This is a genomic window from Rhizobium sp. Leaf321 (assembly GCF_001423215.1).
In the GTDB taxonomy this organism is placed as follows: Bacteria; Pseudomonadota; Alphaproteobacteria; order Rhizobiales; family Rhizobiaceae; genus Neorhizobium; species Neorhizobium soli.
In genome coordinates this window covers 1,314,887-1,335,635 of sequence record NZ_LMOF01000006.1, presented here as the reverse complement: position 1 = coordinate 1,335,635, position 20,749 = coordinate 1,314,887, and the positions used below count along the sequence as shown (strand labels likewise).

Genomic DNA, 20,749 nt, shown 5'->3' with positions numbered 1-20,749 from the left:
ACGTGACCGATCGTGCCAATGTTGACGTGAGGCTTATTGCGCTCAAACTTGCTCTTTGCCATTGAATGCTTCCTGTGAACATAAGAGGTTGACCCGGCGACCGGGTTTGGTGTCGCCGTTTAAGGCTTTCCCAAGGATTGCGCAAGACATAATTACGCCGCCGCCCCGTACAAGGGGCAGGCCGAAAGATGGCGCTCTATCTGCCTGTATTTCAAGGCCTCGGCGTGTCGCCCTCCCCGTCTGCCGGAAGTATGGTCGCCGCAGAGATGGTGATGGTCCGATACGTAATCTCGACGTCCGATCCGGTTTTTGAGCGTGCCGCACGTGATCGACACGAGCACAAATCGACGCGATGTTTGAATCGATCAAACCGGTCGAAAATAGAAATCATCTGTCCGGGATATTGGAGCGGGTAGCGGGAATCGAACCCGCGTATTCAGCTTGGAAGGCTGCTGCTCTACCATTGAGCTATACCCGCGGGGGTGGTCCGATCTCGAAGACGAATGGTGGAGAGAGTTGGATTTGAACCAACGTAGGCGTAGCCAACGGATTTACAGTCCGTCCCCTTTAACCACTCGGGCATCTCTCCATTCGTCTGGATCGTTAGACCAAGTCTGCTGACCGTCAGGCTTGCCGCCCCTCGGTCTGCGCCGCGTATATGACGGCCTCATGTCCGTCTGTCAACACGACCTCTTTGAAAAAAGGAGGAAAAAATTGGATATCGTCATGCCATCCGACGAAGGCTCGAGCGGAGGGCTTTGCCGAAACCGCGCTCCTCGATATAAGGCAGCATGAGCACAAAAGATCCTAAAGACAAAACCGCCCGCGACACCCATTACGCGACGCTTCGCCGGAATGTTCGCGATACCAAGCGCGAACGCGGCGAGATCCCGACGCCGCAGCAGGGCCGCGTCAAATCCAACAAGGGCGCCAAGGATTGGACGCCACCGCAGCTGCAGCCGGAACAGGTGCTGCTCTATGGTCTCCATACGGTTCGGGCTGCGATCCAGAACCCGGAGCGCAAGCTGATCAAGCTTTCGGTGACACAGAACGCCTTTATGCGACTGGAGATCGGCGAATCGAGCGAGCTGTCTTTTCCTGTCGAGTTCGTCTCGCCGCAGGATATCGACAAGGTGCTGGGTCCCGAGGCGATCCACCAGGGCGTGATGCTGGAAACGCGGCCCCTGCCCGTACGCCGGCTTGAAGCCCTTAAAGAGAGCCCGCTTCTCCTGGTACTCGACCAGGTAACGGATCCCCATAACGTCGGTGCCGTCATGCGATCGGCCGTAGCGTTCGGCGCCGGCGCACTCATCACCACCCAGAGACATAGCCCGACCGAGTCAGGCGTGCTGGCAAAATCCGCGTCCGGTGCACTGGAACTCATTCCCTATATCCAGATCACCAACCTCGCCGACGCGCTGGAATCGATTCACAAGCTTGGTTTCCAGACGATCGGGCTTGATTCGGAAGGTCCTGCCCCGCTGGAAGGCACGTTCTCCGGTGAGCGGATTGCTTTGGTCCTCGGATCCGAAGGCAAGGGCTTGCGCCAGAAGACCCGCGAAACGGTGAATGTGTTGGCCCGGCTCGACATGCCCGGCGAGATCAAGTCGCTCAACGTCTCGAATGCCGCAGCGATTGCGCTTTACGCGACAAGGCAGCATCTCCTGAAGATCTCCTGAAATCACATCAGCGGCCTGACGAAAACCGTCGGGCCGCTGCGCTCCATCCTGGCGCAAGCTTTATATGAGTACTTCCTAATTATCTTAAATGGGAGAACTTGGATGGATCGCGGGACCTGGAAGCAACCTGTCATCCTGGAAATCTTCGGCCAACCGGGGCCGATCATCGTGCAAGGCACGCTGGATGCAGCTCTTATGCTGCTCAGCGGATGGCCGGCCGCACGCACAGAAGCGCATATGGCGGCGGTGATGGCGTGCCGCGACGTGCTGACGGGCCGAAGCGTAGCGGCCCTTGCCCGCGCCGATTTCATTGAGGCCGCACTCGAGGCCGGCTTTCATGTTCAACCGCAAACCTTTCTTGCCGATATAGATGCCGAACCAATCAAAGACGTCCCGGCCTCACTTGCGACCCTGCCGGTCTCGCCGGACCGCCTCGCCCCCCTCGCACCGTTCCGGCGTCGCCTCAGTAAGCCGCCCCGCTTACGCGGGCTTACCCTTGCTTATACCGAGCCCGATGCTGGCGAATCCGGTTCACTCCCGTCATATCACCACCCGGTGATTAGCTGGAGCGAGCCGAATTCCGCGGCATCGGGCGCTGGGCCTGCCAGCCCACACACACCCTGCATGCGCGAATTATTGGCAGAGCTCTCCCGGACGATCGGCATGATTGCACGGCTCGGCGCCCGACGCGCCGCGGGCGTGCTGCGGCCCCAGCTTTGCCACGGAGCATCGGATCTTCCGGCCGCGGCGGATGCGCACCTTGGCAATTCCTGGGCCGTCGGTCGTCAGCAACCAATGGCATAGGCACGGTGATGTAGAGGCGAGACGAGCTTGCGCTGCTGAAGGCAAGGCAGTAGATCGTCTTCATGATGAGTATGCTTTCCATATTCGAGACGATCGCGCTCGATGCAGGCCGCACGATTCTTGAGATCCGTGGCCGTGGCGCTCATACCCACTACAAGCCGGACTACTCGCCGGTGACGGAGGCCGACGAAGCCGCGGAAGCGATCATTCTCGAAGCGCTTGCGCAGCATTGGCCGGCGATCCCCGCGGTTGCAGAAGAAGCCGTCGCCGCCGGGCAGATCCCGGATATTTCCGGTGGTCGTTTCTTCCTGATCGACCCGCTCGACGGCACACGTGAATTCATCAACGGCCGCGATGACTTCACCGTCAATATTGCGCTGATCGAAAACGCCCTTCCGACTGTCGGTATCGTGTATGCTCCGGCGCTCAACGTCGGCTATGGCGGCGCACAGAACCAAGCGTCCAAGCTCTCGATCGCCCCCGATTTCACCATCGAAAACCGTCAGGCGATCCGTGCCCGCGTCATGCCACGGCGACCCATCGCCTGTGCCAGCCGGTCCCACCGAACTGTCGAAACGGATGATTTCCTGGCGCAATACGGCGACCTCGAAACCCTTTCCGTCGGTTCATCGCTGAAATTCGGTCTGCTGGCGGAAGGTGCCGCCGACATTTATCCGCGGTTCGGCCGGACGATGGAGTGGGACACGGCAGCAGGAGATGCGGTCCTGCGCGCCGCCGGTGGCAAGACCTGCGCTATCGACGGACAGCCGCTCCGGTACGGCAAGGTCAGTCGATCGGATGAGACTGATTTCGCCAATGGCGACTTCATCGCGACCGGTGCATCGGTTGAAGTCCTGTAGTTTTCCAAATTCTCTCGACCACGAAAAAAGGCGCCTCCTTTCAGAAGCGCCTTCCTAAGACAGCTCGATATCTCAGAGGAAGAAATCGCTGTCGTACATTTTGGTTTGGCCCGCGATCTTGATCTGGAAGTCGGCATAACCGTCGCCGTTCACATCGCCTGAGACGATGCCGCCGCTAAAGCGCAACTCGCCCGCCTCGCCCGAAAAGCCTTTCGAACCGATGAAATCGAAGGACTGATTGCCGCCGAAGGTCGTATCCGCATCGATCGACCGGAGATCGATATAATCGTCTTCGGCGCGGCTGAAGTCCTGGATGATGTCGCGGCTGCTGTTTGCCTTGGAGTCTGCGATCGAGGTGAACACGAACGTATCGGCGCCCGATCCACCATAGAGATGGTCGTTGCCGGATCCGCCGTAAAGCTTGTCGTTGCCGCTTCCACCGTAGAGGTCGTCGTTACCCGCACCGCCGTAGAGCGTGTCATTACCGCCCTTGCCGTCGATCAAGTCGTTTCCGTCATCGCCCCAAAGCTTGTTTGCGCCTGATGAGCCGTAGATCTTGTCGCTCGCACCGGTCCCGATGGCATTCTCGATGCTGACGAGCGTCTCTTTGTAACTGGTTCCGAGCGTCTGCGCCGAACCCTTGCCGAGATCGATGGCGACGCCGAGACCGGCCAGATCATCATCCTCGTCCTGCGTCTCATAGCTGATCGTATCGGTCCCCGAGCCACCGTTGAAATAGTTGCGATAGCCGACCGAGAAGAAGGCGTCATTGCCCGTCTCGCCGTAATAGTCGCTGTGATAGGTGGAGACTTCGAAAGAGTCGTTGCCGCTGCCGGCATAGACGACATCATAGAGCTTGCTCGACGTCGAGAACCCTGTTGCGACGTAGCTGTCGTTGCCGGAGCCGAGATCGATCTTGTTGCCGCCTTCGAAGGAATTTTGCACCAAATCGTCGTCAGCGCCTGCATAGACCGTGTTGAAACCACCGTATTTGCCAACGAGGTTGAGGAAGATCCGGTCGTCGCCGCCATAGGTGTAGACGGTGAGATCAGAATCGTAATCATCCTGGTAGACGGTGTTGTCGTAATCGTTGCCGTAGAATGTGGGCATCCGTTTCCTCCGGTCCGCTCCTGGCATGAGAATCGCCGCGGATTGCTGTGCTTATGCTAGACTACGAATCCTGACGGAATCCGTAATATCCCGTTGTCTGCCATTCAGGTTCGTTAACGCGCAATGGCCGCCTTCGTCATCCCCTCGCTTCGACGCTTTATCTCAATCAGATGAAGTACCACGTTGAAAAATCTTTGCGGAACCTCTTTGTTTTCCATGGGTTGGTAGGGCTCACAGGAGATACCGACCATGAAAAAAACAATTCTCACCGCAGCATTTCTCATGACCGCAACGGCAGCTTTCGCGCAGTCGGCTGCAGAAAGCACCGGCGCAAACTCGGTTCTGGGTCGCGCTCCGACCACCGCAGACTTTATCATGCAGGCGTCTGCGAGCGGTATGTACGAGATCGAGTCGAGCAAGCTCGCGCTGACCAAGGGCGACGACGCCACCAAGAAATTTGCGCAGCAGATGATTACAGACCATGAAAAGGCTTCTGCCGAACTCAAGGCGCTGATCGACAGCGGCAAGGTTCAGGGCAATCCTGTCACGGCATTGACCGAAGATCACAAGGAAGATGTCGACGAGCTGGCAAAGCTTGAAGGCGCCGATTTCATCGAGGAATATTTCGACGATCAGGTCGAAGCACATGAAGACGCGGTAGACCTCTTCAAGCGCTACGCTGAAGAAGGTGAAAATGCCGATCTGAAGGCCTTTGCCGCGAAGACACTCCCGGCCCTCGAGCATCACTACAAGATGGCACAGGATATGGATAAGTAAGAACTACCCTTCCACAACTGCCATACGCTAAAGATACAGCCGCCCGATTCGTCGAGGCGGCTTTTTCTGTTGCTTCGCCCTCAGACCCAACGCCCGGGAGGTCGTTGGAAGCCTACTGAGCAGCGAACCGTCAAACGGATGGTTCTGAAAACGCGAGACAGCGACGCACGAAGGATGCATTGGCGTTTCCGTCAGGCCTCAACCGCTGCGTCACGCTTCTTCTTGCCGTCCAATAACTGAGCGAAGAGTTCGGCCTGTCTTTCGGTTGCTGCTCGGATCGCATTGAGCTGCAAAAGCATGCTCCCAAACGCCGCGACGAGCACAGAGCCGATGAAGGCGGGTGCCGCCCAAGGCAGTGCTGCCAAGAGCGCGAGCAGGGCATAGGACCCCTGCCCGGCGCTGGCCATCAGCGCCACGAGGGCGCAGACCACCAGAACGATCCCGATCCAGCCAATCCACATCAAGACTTTTCCCATCAGTCTCCCCTTAAATTTAAGAGATCCTGACAGAGCGCATTCCATGTTGCAAGGATTGGCCGGCACGAGAAGAGATGCCGGAAAGACAACGGAGCGACGTGCGTCACACCCTGCTCTCCTCAGCCCGAGAAAAGCATGATCAACCGATCGAAAAGATTGAGATAGAAGTGGTGCCCCCGACAAGGTTCGAACTCGTGACCCCCTGATTACAAATCAGGTGCTCTACCAACTGAGCTACAAGGGCACTTCTGGGGGTGGAATTACCAGATTCTGATTTCGTGTAAAGCGAAAATTCTGTTGATCGCGATAAACACTTTCGAGAAACGAGATACTCGTGGTCTATCCGCAGCCGGAATGGCTGATGAAGTACCGACGCTCCACGGAAGCGGCTTGTTCGTCCTGTCGTTTCTCCTATAGCTACCTGCTGGAAGCCGTATGTTGACGATGCGGTGTTTCAGACCTGTATCCCTGGGCGCATGTCCGCGTCACACCAAAGGCCTTCCCATGTCGATCGCGACCGAAAAGCTCGCATTCATCGCCTCAACGGCACCCGATGCCGAGGCAGCGTTTGACGAGCTGACCCGGCTTTACGGAAACGTTCCCCTGGTGGAGGCCGACGTGGTCGTGGCCTTGGGTGGTGACGGGCTCATGCTGCAAACGCTGCACGAGACCATGCATATCGGGAAAAGGGTCTACGGCATGAACCGTGGCTCGGTCGGCTTTCTGATGAACGATTTCGAAACGGTCGATCTTCCCGACCGAATCGCGCGTGCCGTCGAAAACGAGTTTCACCCGCTAAAGATGACGGCGACCGATGCCTGGGGTGCGATATCCCACTCGCTCGCGATCAACGAGGTCTACCTGTTCCGCCAATCCTATCAGGCCGCGAAGCTGAAGGTGGTGGTCGATGGGCACACAAGGCTGGAGGAACTGATCTGCGACGGCCTGATGGTCGCGACGCCCGCCGGCTCCACCGCCTACAATCTGTCGGCGCACGGGCCGATCCTGCCGCTGGAGGCGCCGCTTCTGGCGATGACGCCCGTCAGTGCGTTTCGTCCACGTCGCTGGCGCGGTGCGCTTTTGCCAAACCGTGTCTGCGTCGACATCGAGATTCTTGAGCCCGAAAAGCGACCGGTCAATGCGGTCGCCGACAATACCGAGGTGAAATCCGTCATCCATATCCGCATCGCGCAATCGACTGAACTGACGGCACGGCTTCTATCGGATCCCGACCATTCCTGGTCTGACCGGATCTTGGCCGAGCAGTTCAACGACTGACAGCCACCCCCAAGAAACGCAAACAGCCGGATCGCGAGATCCGGCCGTTTGTGATTCGTGATGCGTCCAAACCTTACTCGGCTTCGGCGCCAAGATCGGGCTTGCCGCTGATGCGGTGTGCAAGGGCAGCTTCCATGAACTCGTTGAGTTCGCCGTCGAGAACGTCGCTGGGTGCCGTGCTTTCAACACCGGTGCGCAGGTCCTTCACCAGCTGGTATGGCTGCAGAACGTAGGAGCGGATCTGGTGGCCCCAGCCGATGTCGCTCTTCGAAGCGGCTTCCGCATTGGCGGCCGCTTCGCGCTTCATCAGTTCCGCTTCGTACATACGGGCGCGCAGCATGTCCCACGCCTTGGCGCGATTCTTGTGCTGCGAGCGTTCCTGCTGGCAGGCGACAACAATACCGGACGGAATGTGCGTGATACGCACGGCCGAGTCGGTGGTGTTGACGTGCTGCCCGCCGGCACCCGACGAACGATAGGTGTCGATGCGGCAATCGCTCTCGTTGATCTCGATGTTGATCGAGTCGTCGACCACAGGATAGACCCAGATCGACGAGAACGACGTGTGGCGGCGTGCCGCGCTGTCGTAGGGCGAAATGCGCACCAGGCGATGGACGCCCGACTCGGTCTTCAACCAGCCGAACGCATTGTGTCCCTTGACGAGTATGGTCGCGGACTTGATGCCTGCCTCTTCGCCATCGTGCACTTCCAAGAGCTCGACCTTGTAGCCCTGGCGCTCGGCCCAGCGGGTGTACATGCGCAGCAGAATGTTCGCCCAGTCCTGGCTTTCCGTGCCACCGGCACCGGAGTGCACTTCGACATAGGTATCGTTGCTGTCTGCTTCGCCCGAAAGCATCGCTTCCACCTGACGGCGGTTGGCTTCAGTGCGCAACGTCTTCAGCGCTTCCTCGGCCTCTCTAACGATCGAGTCGTCGCCCTCGTCTTCCCCCATCGCGATGAGTTCGACATTGTCGTTGAGCTGCTGATCGAGCGCTCGCACGCCGTTGATGCTGTCATCCAGCTGCTGACGCTCGCGCATCAGCTTCTGCGCTTCGGAGGCGTCGTTCCAGAGGTTTGGATCCTCTGCCTTGTTGTTCAACCAGTCCAGTCGTCTTACCGCCTGATCCCAGTCAAAGATGCCTCCTCAGCAGGCTTATGGCCTGCTTGATTTCGTCGGTTACGTTGATGATTTCCGCGCGCATGGCGTAATGCTTCTCTCGTCTTTTCGTTGTTGACCGAAGTTGCGGTGGACATAGTTGCGCCGGCCCTGGAAGTAAACCCCGGGGCCGGCGCGACGATGTCCCAGAGGACGTCAGTATGAGGATCAAAACAGGCCGGAGGCACCGGACGTGATGGCCTGCTGTGCCTGTGGCGAGGAGTCCAGGATCTGGTCCTGCGTCATGTATTCGCCGCCACCGATGACCTGGAAGACATCGGCCGGGCCGGTGCCGGGCTTGAAGGCTTCGGTGATCGTATCCGGCTCGCCTTCCATGGCCATCATGCCCGTCTTGCGGTTGACAGCGACGAACTGCATGCCTTCCGGCACCAGGAATTTTTCAGCCGGCATATGCTTTGCCGCCGCTTCGATGAACTGACCGAAGATGGGCGCTGCAAGTCCGCCCCCCGTGCTGCCGCGTCCGAGCGGAGCCGGTGTGTCGAAGCCGATATAAAGGCCGGCCACGATGTTCGGCGTGAAGCCGACGAACCAGGCGTCCTTCTCGTCATTGGTCGTTCCGGTCTTTCCGGCGACCGGGCGGTCGGTCAGATGGATCTTGCCGGCCGCGCTGCCGCGCTGCACGACGCCTTCCATCATCGAGGTAATCTGGTAGGCGGTCATCGGATCGAGAACCTGCTCGCGGTTGTCGGCCAGAACCGGCTCTTCCTGGTTCGCCCAACTGTTGGCATTGCAGCCTTCGCAGGTGCGCTCTTCATGGCGGAAAATGGTCTTGCCGTAACGATCCTGGATGCGGTCGATCACGGTCGGCTTGATCTGCTTGCCGCCGTTGGCGATGACCGCATAGGCGGATACCATCCGCATCACGGTCGTTTCGCCGGAACCGAGCGACATGGCCAGAACAGGCAGCATCTTGTCGTAGATGCCGAAGCGTTCGGCATATTCGGCGACCAGTTCCATGCCCATGTCCTGCGCCAGACGGACAGTCATCTGGTTGCGCGACTTTTCGATGCCGGTGCGCAGCGTTGCCGGGCCGTTGCCGTCCTTGTCGCCGTAGTTCGACGGGCGCCAGACCTGGCCTCCGGTGACGATCTCGATCGGCGCGTCAAGCACAACCGATGCCGGGGTGTAGCCGTTGTCGAGCGCTGCAGAATAGACGAAGGGCTTGAATGACGAACCTGGCTGACGCATCGCCTGGGTGGCGCGGTTGAACTCCGACTGTGCGTAGGAGAAGCCGCCGACCATGGCGAGAACGCGGCCGGTATTCGGGTCCATCGCGACAAAGCCGCCCTGGACCTTCGGAGGCTGACGCAGCCGAAAGGTCTTGGCTTCTTCATTGATCGGCTCGACATAGACGACGTCGCCCGGGCTCAGCACGCCATCGGGACCTTTCGCCGTCCGGCGAGAACCCTTGGCGTCGCGATAGGCCCATTTCATGGCGTCCGCGGGGATCGTTCCCGTCACGCGCTCTTCGGTCACCTTGCCGCCACCATCGGCAGCGGGACGCAGACCGATCTCGGCGGACTTGGCGGACGCGCTGATCACGACGGCAAGCTGCCATTCCGGGACATCGCGCAGGTCAGGCGCCTTGCCGTCGGTGATCGCCTTGGCAAGCGAGACACCCCAATCGGGTGAAATGTCGACCGTGGTCACCGGGCCCTGAAAACCGCGGCGTTCGTCGTAATCAAGAAGCCCGTTCTGCAGCGCGGCGCGCGCAGCAAGCTGAAGCTCGGGATTGATCGAGGTGCGGACGGACAGGCCACCTTCATAGAGCGACTTGTCGCCATACCGGCCAATGATTTGGCGACGGACCTCTTCGGAGAAATAGTCGGACGCGAACAGGTGTGTACCACTCCGGCGCTGCTTGACACCAAGCGGCTGGGTCTTGGCATCGTCGGCGTCCATCTGGGTAATGTAGCCGTTTTCGGCCATGCGATCGACAACCCAGTTGCGGCGATCAAGCGCTGCCTGCTGATGGCGGAACGGATGATAGTTGTTGGGGCCCTTCGGCAGCGCCGCGAGATAGGCTGCTTCCGCCGTCGTCAGTTCCGTCACCGACTTGTCGAAATAGGTCAACGCCGCACCGGCGATGCCATAGGAGTTAAGGCCGAAGAAGATCTCGTTGAGGTAGAGCTCGAGGATCTTGTCCTTCGAGTAGGCCTGTTCGATGCGGAACGACAGGATCGCTTCCTTGACCTTGCGGTCCATCGTCTGGTCTGCCGACAGAAGGAAGTTCTTTGCCACCTGCTGGGTGATCGTGGACGCACCTTCCGGACGACGGCCTGAGCCGAAGTTCTGGAGATTGTTCACAACCGCGCGGCCAAGGCCGAAGATATCGACGCCGGGGTGGTTGTAGAAATTCTTGTCTTCAGCAGACAGGAAGGCCGCCTTGACTCGGTCGGGGATAGCCTGGATGGGGAGGAACAAGCGACGCTCGCGCGCATATTCCGTGACCAGTGCACCGTTGCCGGCGTGGACACGTGTGGCAACCGGAGGCTCATAGGCAGCAAGGACCGCATAATCGGGCAAATCCTTGGATACACCATTCAAATAGATGGCAACCGCTGCAGCAACGCCCAGAAAAAGGACGCAGGCCATTCCAAAGAAGTATCCAATCAATCTGATCATGTCGAAGCTACCGTTCGGCTTTCGGGTTGCTGCGCAAGGCGCAACATCGCATGGTTCTCGGCGTTTTGCACGGTGATTACGCCAGCGCAAGGCGTCGAGGATAAAAGGCGCGTTATCCGCCCTGCCTCGTGCAGCAGGGTGTAACCGTCTGAATGTGCGTAAAATAGGGCTTCAACCAAGGTATTTCCGCAACTTAGCTTGTATACGGGGATATTCCCGGGCCGTTGTTGCACGTCAGCCACGCCGCATGCGACGCAGCACTCCCCTCACCCGCCGTTGGCGACAGAGTGACCGCGATACCGATCGACGGCTGCGGCAATCAGGTCTGCAATCCGGTTGCGCCAGTTCTGATCGAGCAGAAGTTTTTCGTCTTCCTGATTGGACAGAAAACCCAGCTCGAGCAGGACGGAGGGAATATCCGGCGCCCGCAGCACCTGGAAGCTTGCCTGCCGATGCGGGTTGTTGATGAGCCCGATCTGCCCCTCGAACGACTTGACGACATTGTCTGCCATGGCGATCGAGAAGGCCTGGGTCTCGCGCCGCGTCAGGTCGAGAAGGATATCCGCCACGTCCGACGGTCCGTTCTGAATGCTGTAGCCGGCGAGCTGGTCCGAAAAGTTTTCTCGCGCCGCAAGGTTCTCCGCCATCCGGTCCGATGCCTTGTCGGAGAGGGTATAGACGGTGGCACCGCGGATATCCTTTTGCGTCAGCGTATCGGCGTGAAGGGATATGAACAGGTCGGCGCGATGCTCCCGCGCCGTCGCCACCCGCTCCGACAGCGAAAGAAACGTGTCGTCCTCACGCGTCAGAAATGCCTTCACGCCGGATAGCCGGTTCAGGCGCTCGGCAAGCGTCTTTGCGAAATCGAGGGTGATGACCTTTTCCTGCGTCTTCGTCGTCAGCGCAGTCGCACCGGCATCGATCCCGCCATGGCCTGCATCGACCGCAACGGTGAAAACGCCGTCGTCGGCCATCAGTGGCGTCGGCTCCGAGTCAGTTTGCGTCGTGGCGCGCCAGTCCTGGCCTTTCAGGAGAACGGCAAATTCTTCCTTCGAGACGACCTCGGCATCGAGGACGAGACGCCAGACGCCGTTCTCCCCCGGCCGAACATCCGCCGTCGAGAGCTTCACTGGCCGGTTGGTGGTCAGCACGATCCGGGCGCTCTGTTCATCCATGGTGCCGAAGCGGATATCCTTGAACAGACCGCGCGGCGAGAGATCTTCGGGCGGAAACCCGAAGGCGGTCGCCGAGAGGTCGACAATGACGCGTTCGGGGCCGCCAACATAGTGCACGGAAAACTCAGGCTTCGATTCGAAGTCGATGACAATGCGGCTGCGTGCCGCGTCGCCGGCAATGCGGGCTCCGAATGCGAGGATCGGCTTCGTGGTTGCCGCCATCGCAGGCGCCAACGCTGCCCCAGCCAGCAACATGACCAAACCAAAAGCGATTCGCCTTGCAACACCGGTTGCACCCGTCGCGAAATCGTATCTGGACGTCTCATGTGATACACGCAACGCACCCGTCGGTTTGCCCACCCTCACATAAGTCCCCTAACCTGACTTCGCACATTCGGAATGCAGCAACGGCAGCCGCTGCAGCCGCATGTTTTTAACATAGCAATTTCATGCAGATCGGATGCGAATCATCTCGTCCGCCCGTTGTTTTTGCATAGAATGGCAATTCGATCGACAATATGGCAAAGGCGGCTTTTCCCTTGCTATTGTGACAGATAAACCATACAACGCGAGCGAAGGTTGAAGTGTTGACGGGATAGTCTGCCGATAGGCTGCCAGCTGATAGTGATCTGGCGCCATGGACCGACAGACATCCGCCGTCGCTACGCTTCATCCTGATACACGATCCGCCCGGCGGTGGCCGGAAACATATCGGGTGGCATGCCACCCACCGCTCCATCGAGCAAATCTCATTGGAGCAAATTCATCGGGCCCCGTTTGGGGCCTATGGTAAAGTCATTCTCGTTTGGTTTTTGATGGCGCGGCACAATTTTCAGAACCGGGAGAGATCAGGGACGCCTTTGGCTCCGTCTTCTTTCCGGTTGCCCGCACAATCCCACCCGACGGGATCCTTTTTATCCGGCGGAACGACCATTTCGCATGACAAGCCTGTTGTCGGGGAAATCCTCGCGGCAGGCTTTTGTGCATTTGCTCGGCGCCGAGGAGCAGAATTTACATGGCAGACAAAATGCTTATCGACGCGTCTCACGAAGAGGAGACGCGGGTAGTCGTTGTACGCGGCAACCGTATCGAAGAATTCGATTTTGAATCGGAACACAAGAAACAGATCCGGGGCAATATCTATCTGGCCAAAGTGACGCGCGTTGAGCCGTCGCTGCAGGCCGCGTTCGTCGATTACGGTGGCAACCGCCACGGCTTCCTGGCTTTTGCGGAAATCCACCCCGACTACTACCAGATCCCGCTGGCCGACCGGCAGGCGCTGATGCAGCAGGAAGCTGAAGACCAGCGCCGCATTGCGGAAGCTGATTCGGCGGATCCTGGCGATCCGGTGGTCGATCTCTCCCAGCAGGACCAGCCGGATGTCGGCATCGTCCCTGTCAACGCCGTAGAAGAACCGGTTGAAGCTGCAGTTGAAGACGCTCCAGCTCCCGAGGACGCACCGGTTGCAGACGTGGCCGAGAAGAAGGCCAAGCCGAAGCGCACCCGCTCGCGCAAGAAGGTTGTCGAGCCGACTGCGGAAGATGCGCCAGCTACTGAAACTGTCTCCGAAGAAGAAGCGCCCTCCTCCGACGAAAACCCGTCTTCCGACGACGAGGGTTCAAAGCCCGGCGAGATGGCGGCAATGGTCGACACCGATTCGATTTCCGAGGATGCCGGTGGGCGTGGCGGTAACGAAGATGACGATGATGGTGACGACGACGATCACCACGAGAAGGAAGAGATCGAATCCGTCGGCGCTGAAGACGCCATGGAAGAGGTTCCGGATCGCATCCAGCGCAAGCCGCGCAAGCAGTATCGCATCCAGGAAGTTATCAAGCGTCGTCAAATCCTGCTCGTGCAGGTCGCCAAGGAAGAGCGCGGCAACAAGGGCGCAGCTCTCACGACCTATCTGTCGCTCGCAGGCCGCTACTCGGTTCTGATGCCGAACACGGCACGTGGCGGCGGCATTTCCCGCAAGATCACCCAGCCGACCGACCGCAAGCGTCTGAAGGAAGTCGCTCGCGAGCTCGACGTGCCGCAGGGCATGGGCGTGATCCTGCGCACCGCCGGTGCCAACCGCACCCGCGTCGAAATCAAGCGCGACTTTGAATATCTGATGCGCCTCTGGGAGAACGTCCGTACGCTGACGCTCGCCTCGACCGCACCTTGCCTCGTTTACGAGGAAGGTTCGCTGATCAAGCGCTCGATCCGCGACCTCTATAATAAAGACATCAACGAGGTCATCGTCTCCGGCGAAGAAGGCTATCGTGAAGCAAAAGACTTCATGAAGATGCTGATGCCGAGCCACGCCAAGGTGGTTCAGCCCTACCGCGACCTTCACCCGATCTTTTCCCGTTCGGGCATCGAGGCACAGCTCGACCGCATGCTGCAGCCGCAGGTGACGCTGAAGTCGGGTGGCTATCTCATCATCAACCAGACCGAAGCTCTGGTTGCAGTCGACGTGAACTCCGGTCGTTCGACCCGCGAACATTCGATCGAAGACACAGCACTCCAGACGAACCTGGAAGCCGCCGAAGAAGTGGCTCGTCAGCTTCGCCTGCGCGACCTTGCCGGTCTGATCGTCATCGACTTCATCGACATGGAAGAAAAGCGCAACAACCGCGCTGTCGAGAAGAAGCTGAAGGATTGCCTCAAGAACGATCGCGCCCGCATCCAGGTCGGCCGTATCTCGCATTTCGGCCTGCTCGAAATGTCGCGCCAGCGTATCCGCGCATCGGTTCTCGAATCGACCACGCAGATCTGCTCGCATTGCGGCGGCACAGGTCATGTGCGCTCGCAGTCGTCGGTTGCGCTTCATGTTCTGCGCGGCGTCGAGGAATACCTGCTGAAAAACACCACACACGACATCACCGTGCGGACCACTCCTGACATCGCGCTGTTCCTGCTGAACCACAAGCGCGGCAGCGTGGTGGATTACGAGAACCGCTTCGGTGTGTCGATCTTCATCGAATCCGACGTCACCATCGGTTCGAACCACTTTGCAATCGATCGCGGCGAAGCCGTCGAGAACCCGGTCAAGATCGAAAGCCTGATGCAGTTTGCGGCGATCCCCGTTGAGGACGAGGACGACGACATCATCATCGAGGTTGATGAAGAGGAAGAAGACGAGGAGATCGTCGCTGCCGCGCCTGCCGCCAAGCAGGACCGCGAGCGGACCGAAGGCGATGATCAGAACGGCCGCAAGCGCAAGCGCCGCCGGCGTCGTCGCAACCGCAACGGCGAGAAGAATGGCGAAGGCCAGACGCTCGACGCGGCAAGCGATGCCGAATCGGGTGCCGATGACGAAGACGATGAAGACGGCGACGAGAACGAAGCAGTTGCTGACGACGGAACTGCGCCTGTCGCAGACGGCGACGACTCGGATGAGAACTCGCGCCGCAAGCGCCGTCGTCGCGGGAAGCGTGGCGGACGTCGCAACCGGACCGAAGACGGTCAGGAGCTGAACGCGTCCGACGACGAGACCGAAACCGCAGACGCTGGTGACGGTTCCGAAGCCGGTCCGGCCGAGACGGTCGCTGCTGACGCGGGTGCTGATGTCGGTTCTGAAACCGAAGCTGCGCCAGTTGACGTTGCTGCAGCGCCGGTCGAGCCTGCGCCCAAGCCACGCCGTTCGCGCCGTGGCAAGGCGTCTTCCAAGACGGAAGAGGTTTCGTCCGAAGTTGAGGCTGTTGCCGAACCTGATGCCGTCGTCGAGACTGCTGCCGAAGCTCCGGCTCCTGCCCCGGTCGAACTTCCGGTGGAAGCTCCGGTCGCAGCGATCGTGGAACAGGTCGATGCAGCCCTTGGTGAACAAGCACCTGCGGAAGCTCCGGAGGCCGCTGACGCATCACCTGTCGCAGAAGCCCAGCCGGTAGAAGAAGCCGCGCCGGTTGCAGAACCTGCTCCACAGGCTGTCGCTGCCGACGAGGCCGACGACTCGAAGCCTGCCCGCGCGAACCGCGCCTCCAACATCTCTTCGTCCAGCGAAGCGGTGGTGAAGAGCTCCGATCCTGCCAAGGCAGCGACTGAGAGCGATGGCGATCCGGCCAAGCCCAAAAAGGGCGGCTGGTGGCAGAAGCGCGGCTTCTTTTGAGCCGTAAGCTATCCTAGAAATCGAAACGGCCGCGTCTGACGCGGCCGTTTTTTTGTCTGCAGCATGTCCTCAGAAAATGATTCAAGTCGCTTGCTGATTGATTCCGGAAACGGATCCAAGGCTCTGATTGTGAGTGCTTTTTCTATCGCCCGCCCTGCGGAGTCGGCCACTGTTGCGCAGTCCCGGGCACCCCTGCCGTTTTTACTCTATCGCCTCGCGCCGCGCTGGCTTAGTTTTGGCGCAAACAGACATGATGGTGCGCCGTTTCGCGCGAAGCCACGCCCAATAGACCGACGAGGAAACGAATGACCCGCCTTCTCAACCCGATACTGAAGACGCTTGCTGCCGGTTCGATGCTGGCCGCAACGGCATTTGCCGTTCCGGCCTTTGCCCTGGATGACCAGCAGAAGAAGGAGATGGGCGAATTCATCCGGGAATATCTTATCCAGAACCCGGAAGTGATGATCGAGGTCCAGAACGCGCTGGAGGCCAAGCAGCAGAACCAGCGCGTCGACCAGTCCACCAAGGCGGTCGCGGCCAACAAGGAGGCGATCTTTGCCTCCCCCACCGACATCACGCTTGGCAATCCGAAGGGCGACGTCACGGTCGTTGAATTCTTCGATTACAATTGCGGCTACTGCAAGCATGCGCTGGCCGACATGGACACCATTCTCAAGAAGGACAAGAACGTCCGCTTCGTGCTGAAGGAATTCCCGATCCTCGGCCCGGACTCGATTGCTGCGCACAAGGTGGCCAATGCGGTGCGTCTGGTCGCCCCGACAAAGTATGCCGAGTTCCACCGCACGCTGCTCGGCAGCCGCGAGCACGCGTCCGAAGAGACCGCGCTCTCTGTCGCCACCGCGCTTGGGATCGACGGAGCAGCACTGCGGAAGTCGATGAAGGACAATCCCAACGACGATCTCGTACGCCAGGCCTATCAGTTGGCCACCGCGATCGGCATCACCGGCACGCCGACTTATGTTGTCGGAGACGAGGCCGTGTTCGGTGCTGTTGGCCTCGATACGATCGAGGAAAAGGTCGCCAATGTGCGCGCTTGCGGAAAGGCCAGCTGCTGACGGTCGAGATTTCGAGCAGGATGCTGCATTCTTGCCCGTTCGCCGGTGGATGCATGGCGTTTAGGCGCGTCAGGGGCTTTCCCTTGCCGTCCCAGCGGTTTATACGTGGCCGCTGAATTCTGGGTGGAACAAATAGTTATCTCGATGAGCAAACCGATTTTCGTCCTCAACGGTCCCAACCTCAACATGTTGGGAAAACGCGAACCTGGCATCTACGGCGGCAAGACCTTGGCCGATGTCGAGCAGGAATGTGCGGCCGTTGCTGCCGAACTCGGACTGACTGTCGAGTTTCGCCAGAGCAATCACGAGGGCGTGCTCATTGATTGGATGCATGAGGCCGGCGAGCGGGCTTCCGCTGTCGCCATCAATGCCGGCGCCTTTACCCATACCTCGATCGCCCTTCACGATGCGATCAAGGCCATTTCCGTACCGGTGGTGGAACTTCATATCTCGAATGTGCATGCGCGGGAGGAATTCCGCCATCATTCCATGATTGCACCGGCCTGCAAGGGCATCATCTGCGGGTTCGGCACGCAGAGCTACGTGCTCGCGCTGCACGCCTTGAAGACCACCATCGCCTGACAACATAACAAAACAGTAGGGTTTGCCATGTCTGAGAAGAAAGCCGGTATCGACAAGGGACTGATCCGCGATCTCGCGAACATCCTCAACGACACCGATCTCACCGAGATCGAAGTTGAGCAGGATGACCTGCGCATCCGTGTTTCACGCGCAGGCACTCCCCAGTACGTTCAGGCTCCGATTGCAGCCGCGCCTGCCCTCGCGGCCGCCCCTGCCGCCGCTGCAGCACCCGCTGCCGTAGCCGGCCCGGACCTCAAGAACGCGCTCACCGCTCCGATGGTTGGCACCGTCTACCTTGCACCTGCTCCCGGTTCACGCAACTTCGTAGAAGTCGGCGCGACCGTGAAGGAAGGCCAGACCCTCGTCATCATCGAAGCCATGAAGACGATGAACCAGATCCCCTCGCCGAAGTCCGGCAAGGTTACGGAAATCCTGGTCACAGACGGGCAGCCTGTCGAATATGGCCAGCCGCTCGTCATCATCGAGTAAGGCGATCTCATGATCTCGAAAATCCTCATAGCCAACCGCGGCGAGATTGCACTTCGCGTCCTTCGCGCCTGCAAGGAACTCGGCATCGCGACCGTCGCCGTTCACTCGACGGCCGATTCGGATGCGATGCATGTGCGCCTCGCCGACGAGAGCGTCTGCATCGGCCCGCCGCCTTCGCGTGACAGCTATCTCAACATCCACCAGATTGTTGCCGCCTGCGAGATCACCGGTGCCGACGCCGTTCATCCCGGTTACGGCTTCCTGTCCGAGAACGCCAAGTTCGCGGATATCTTGGAAGCGCACGGCATCACCTTTATCGGACCGACCGCCGAGCATATCCGGCTGATGGGCGACAAGATCACTGCCAAGAAGACGGCAGTGGAGCTTGGCATTCCGGTCGTTCCGGGTTCGCCCGGCGAAGTTCTGCCTGAGAACGCGCTCGAAATTGCCCGCGAAATCGGTTTCCCGGTGCTGATCAAGGCGACCGCTGGCGGTGGTGGCCGCGGCATGAAGGTGGCAAAGACCGAGGCCGAGCTCGAGGAGGCCGTGTCCACGGCCCGTTCCGAAGCGCTCGCAGCTTTCGGCAACGATGCCGTCTACATGGAAAAGTATCTCGGCAAGCCGCGGCATATCGAGATCCAGGTCGTCGGTGATGGCGAAGGCAATGCCATTCATCTGGGTGAACGCGACTGCTCGCTGCAGCGCCGCCACCAGAAGGTCTGGGAAGAAGCCAATTCGCCGGCCCTCGATGTCGAACAGCGCATGAAGATCGGCCAGATCTGCGCCGACGCCATGAAGAAGATGAAGTATCGCGGCGCCGGTACGGTCGAATTCCTCTACGAAAACGGCGAGTTCTATTTCATCGAAATGAACACCCGTCTTCAGGTCGAGCATCCGATCACCGAAGCGATCACCAATATCGACCTGGTGCACGAGCAGATCCGTGTTGCCTCCGGAAACGGCCTGTCCGTGACCCAGGAAGAGATCCAGTTCCAGGGTCATGCGATCGAGTGCCGCATCAATGCCGAGGATCCACGGACCTTCGTTCCGTCGCCTGGCACGATCACGCATTTCCACGCTCCCGGCGGTCTCGGCGTTCGCGTCGATTCGGGTGCCTATGCCGGCTACAAGATCCCGCCTTACTATGACAGCCTCATCGGCAAACTCATCGTGCATGGACGCACCCGCGCCGAATGCATGATGCGCCTTCGCCGCGTGCTGGATGAGTTCGTCGTGGATGGTATCAAGACCACGCTTCCCCTCTTCCAGGAACTGGTGGACAATCCGGATATCTTGAGCGGCAACTACGATATTCACTGGCTGGAGAACCATCTGGCCGGCGACAAGTCTCACTAGACGCTACCTACCGGATCCACACGACCCGGTAGCGGTTCATAAGATGCTGTCGACCATTCCGCGCCAGATGTGGCGCGGAATGCGATGGCCGGATCAAGGAGACCGATGGCAGGGCGTCGTGGCAAATATTACCCGGCAATAACCCCGGAAATTCTGTTGCGAGCCTATTCCATCGGGCTTTTCCCGATGGCGGAAGCCGCCGATGATCCGGAGATATTCTGGGTCGACCCCGAGATGCGGGGCATCCTGCCGCTCGACGCTTTCCACGTCTCCAAGAGCCTGCAGAAAACGGTCCGCAAAAAACCCTTCGACATCAGTTTCGACACCGACTTCGAAGGCGTCATCGCGCTCTGTGCGCAACCGGCCGATGACAGGCCAAGCACCTGGATCAACGAAACGATCCGCAAACTCTACCGCGAACTCCACCACATGGGCCATGCCCATAGTGTCGAGGCTTACGATGGCGATGAACTCGTCGGCGGGCTTTACGGCGTTTCGCTTGGCGCTGCTTTCTTCGGCGAGAGCATGTTTTCGCGCCGAACCGACGCGTCCAAGATCTGCCTCGTGCATCTGGTGGAACGGATGAAGGCCAAGGGGTTCGTGCTGCTTGATACGCAGTTCACGACAGAACACCTGAAGACCTTCGGGGCGATCGACGTTCCGAAGGATGACTATCTCAAGCTGCTGCATGCGGCAGTCAACTCGCCGCATCTCGAATTTTGATCTGTCCGGAAATCGTTGATTTCAATTGGTCGCGCGGGCGGGTGCCGGCACGTCGGAAGTCTGCTTGCAGCCTGTCAGCCAGACGTCATAGATTGGGTGCTCGACGGCGTTGAGGCCGGGGCTGTCCGCAAACATCCAACCGGTGAAGATGCGGCGGATCTTGCGGTCGAGTGTGATCTCGTCGACTTCGATAAACCCGTCGATCTTTTGGGCTTCCGTTTCGTCTCGGGAATAGCAGACCTTCGGCGTCACCTGAAGCGCGCCATACTGCACCGTCTCGTTGAGATAGACGTCGAATGTGGTGATGCGGCCGGTGATCTTGTCGATGCCGTTGAAGACGGCGACGGGATTTTCGATCCGTGCAGCCGAGGCATTTCCCCCTGTCAGAACCGAGACGACGGCCAGAAAGACGCCAATCGATCTTGTGCGGGGGGAAAGCTTCGTACGTGTCATTATTGGTCCCGTCTCG

Annotated in this window: 17 protein-coding genes, 3 tRNA genes and 1 pseudogene; 11 read left to right on the top strand and 10 right to left on the bottom strand. The window is 59.4% G+C overall.

From position 1 onward, the window contains the following. The 3 genes and pseudogenes from ASF70_RS24620 to ASF70_RS12730 form a co-directional block, all read right to left on the bottom strand. A pseudogene (locus ASF70_RS24620) lies at nt 1-62 on the bottom strand (elongation factor Tu); the annotation flags it as partial. Nucleotides 63-404: 342 nt separating this feature from the next. Continuing rightward, nucleotides 405-478 (bottom strand) — tRNA-Gly (locus ASF70_RS12735). 26 nt (nt 479-504) lie between these two features. Continuing rightward, nucleotides 505-589, bottom strand: a tRNA-Tyr gene (locus tag ASF70_RS12730). A gap of 202 nt (nt 590-791) precedes the next feature. Between ASF70_RS12730 and ASF70_RS12725 the strand changes: the two genes are divergently transcribed. The 3 genes from ASF70_RS12725 to cysQ all read left to right on the top strand — a co-directional run bounded on the left by ASF70_RS12725 (nt 792) and on the right by cysQ (nt 3,343). Next, nucleotides 792-1,679, top strand: coding sequence for an RNA methyltransferase (locus ASF70_RS12725; RefSeq protein WP_062580090.1), 888 nt, complete (start codon nt 792-794; stop codon nt 1,677-1,679). 102 nt (nt 1,680-1,781) lie between these two features. Next, entirely contained in the window at nt 1,782-2,483 is a 702-nt protein-coding gene (locus tag ASF70_RS12720; RefSeq protein ID WP_062580088.1) for a DUF982 domain-containing protein, read from the top strand. A gap of 62 nt (nt 2,484-2,545) precedes the next feature. Further along, nucleotides 2,546-3,343: a 3'(2'),5'-bisphosphate nucleotidase CysQ gene (cysQ, locus tag ASF70_RS12715; RefSeq protein ID WP_156461819.1), complete on the top strand. Its 798-nt coding sequence runs from the start codon at nt 2,546-2,548 to the stop codon at nt 3,341-3,343. Nucleotides 3,344-3,415: 72 nt separating this feature from the next. Here the strand turns inward: cysQ and ASF70_RS12710 are convergent, their stop codons facing one another. Continuing rightward, nucleotides 3,416-4,453, bottom strand: coding sequence for a calcium-binding protein (locus ASF70_RS12710; protein ID WP_062580084.1), 1,038 nt, complete (start codon nt 4,451-4,453; stop codon nt 3,416-3,418). Between the two features lie 249 nt (nt 4,454-4,702). Between ASF70_RS12710 and ASF70_RS12705 the strand changes: the two genes are divergently transcribed. Further along, the gene (locus ASF70_RS12705) at nt 4,703-5,230 is read left to right on the top strand and encodes a DUF4142 domain-containing protein (protein ID WP_062580082.1); all 528 of its coding nucleotides are present in this window, start codon (nt 4,703-4,705) and stop codon (nt 5,228-5,230) included. Nucleotides 5,231-5,421: 191 nt separating this feature from the next. On the opposite strand, the gene ASF70_RS12700 is transcribed toward ASF70_RS12705, so the two are convergent. Both ASF70_RS12700 and ASF70_RS12695 read right to left on the bottom strand, forming a co-directional pair. Beyond that, nucleotides 5,422-5,706 (bottom strand): hypothetical protein, encoded by a 285-nt coding sequence (locus ASF70_RS12700; RefSeq protein ID WP_139283848.1) that lies wholly within the window; start codon nt 5,704-5,706, stop codon nt 5,422-5,424. Between the two features lie 168 nt (nt 5,707-5,874). Continuing rightward, nucleotides 5,875-5,950, bottom strand: a tRNA-Thr gene (locus tag ASF70_RS12695). A 260-nt stretch (nt 5,951-6,210) separates the two neighbouring features. Between ASF70_RS12695 and ASF70_RS12690 the strand changes: the two genes are divergently transcribed. Next, entirely contained in the window at nt 6,211-6,984 is a 774-nt protein-coding gene (locus ASF70_RS12690; protein WP_062580078.1) for an NAD kinase, read from the top strand. A gap of 73 nt (nt 6,985-7,057) precedes the next feature. On the opposite strand, the gene prfB is transcribed toward ASF70_RS12690, so the two are convergent. The 3 genes from prfB to ASF70_RS12675 all read right to left on the bottom strand — a co-directional run bounded on the left by prfB (nt 7,058) and on the right by ASF70_RS12675 (nt 12,216). Next, a protein-coding gene (prfB, locus tag ASF70_RS12685; protein ID WP_156461818.1) for a peptide chain release factor 2 occupies nt 7,058-8,186 on the bottom strand; the annotation gives its coding sequence in 2 pieces (ribosomal slippage) (nt 7,058-8,116 and nt 8,118-8,186; 1,128 coding nt in all). 122 nt (nt 8,187-8,308) lie between these two features. Then, nucleotides 8,309-10,786: a penicillin-binding protein 1A gene (locus ASF70_RS12680; protein ID WP_062453182.1), complete on the bottom strand. Its 2,478-nt coding sequence runs from the start codon at nt 10,784-10,786 to the stop codon at nt 8,309-8,311. Between the two features lie 266 nt (nt 10,787-11,052). Continuing rightward, nucleotides 11,053-12,216 carry an N-acetylmuramoyl-L-alanine amidase gene (locus tag ASF70_RS12675; RefSeq protein WP_082471879.1) on the bottom strand — a complete coding sequence of 388 codons (1,164 nt, stop codon included), beginning with the start codon at nt 12,214-12,216 and terminating at the stop codon, nt 11,053-11,055. Nucleotides 12,217-12,976: 760 nt separating this feature from the next. Between ASF70_RS12675 and ASF70_RS12670 the strand changes: the two genes are divergently transcribed. From ASF70_RS12670 to aat, 6 genes are all read left to right on the top strand, one after another. Beyond that, nucleotides 12,977-16,054 carry a ribonuclease E/G gene (locus ASF70_RS12670; RefSeq protein WP_062580071.1) on the top strand — a complete coding sequence of 1,026 codons (3,078 nt, stop codon included), beginning with the start codon at nt 12,977-12,979 and terminating at the stop codon, nt 16,052-16,054. Nucleotides 16,055-16,407: 353 nt separating this feature from the next. Beyond that, nucleotides 16,408-17,130, top strand: coding sequence for a DsbA family protein (locus tag ASF70_RS12665; protein WP_244474034.1), 723 nt, complete (start codon nt 16,408-16,410; stop codon nt 17,128-17,130). Between the two features lie 144 nt (nt 17,131-17,274). Continuing rightward, complete coding sequence (aroQ, locus tag ASF70_RS12660; RefSeq protein WP_062580067.1) at nt 17,275-17,712, top strand: type II 3-dehydroquinate dehydratase; 438 nt, start codon at nt 17,275-17,277, stop codon at nt 17,710-17,712. Between the two features lie 27 nt (nt 17,713-17,739). Then, nucleotides 17,740-18,201 (top strand): acetyl-CoA carboxylase biotin carboxyl carrier protein, encoded by a 462-nt coding sequence (gene accB, locus ASF70_RS12655; protein ID WP_062453187.1) that lies wholly within the window; start codon nt 17,740-17,742, stop codon nt 18,199-18,201. 9 nt (nt 18,202-18,210) lie between these two features. Next, complete coding sequence (gene accC, locus ASF70_RS12650; protein ID WP_062580065.1) at nt 18,211-19,557, top strand: acetyl-CoA carboxylase biotin carboxylase subunit; 1,347 nt, start codon at nt 18,211-18,213, stop codon at nt 19,555-19,557. Nucleotides 19,558-19,662: 105 nt separating this feature from the next. Continuing rightward, on the top strand, nt 19,663-20,280 hold the full coding sequence (aat, locus tag ASF70_RS12645) for a leucyl/phenylalanyl-tRNA--protein transferase (RefSeq protein ID WP_062580063.1): 618 nt from the start codon (nt 19,663-19,665) through the stop codon (nt 20,278-20,280). Between the two features lie 21 nt (nt 20,281-20,301). Here the strand turns inward: aat and ASF70_RS12640 are convergent, their stop codons facing one another. Beyond that, on the bottom strand, nt 20,302-20,733 hold the full coding sequence (locus ASF70_RS12640; RefSeq protein WP_062453190.1) for a DUF2155 domain-containing protein: 432 nt from the start codon (nt 20,731-20,733) through the stop codon (nt 20,302-20,304). Nucleotides 20,734-20,749 lie beyond the last annotated feature (16 nt).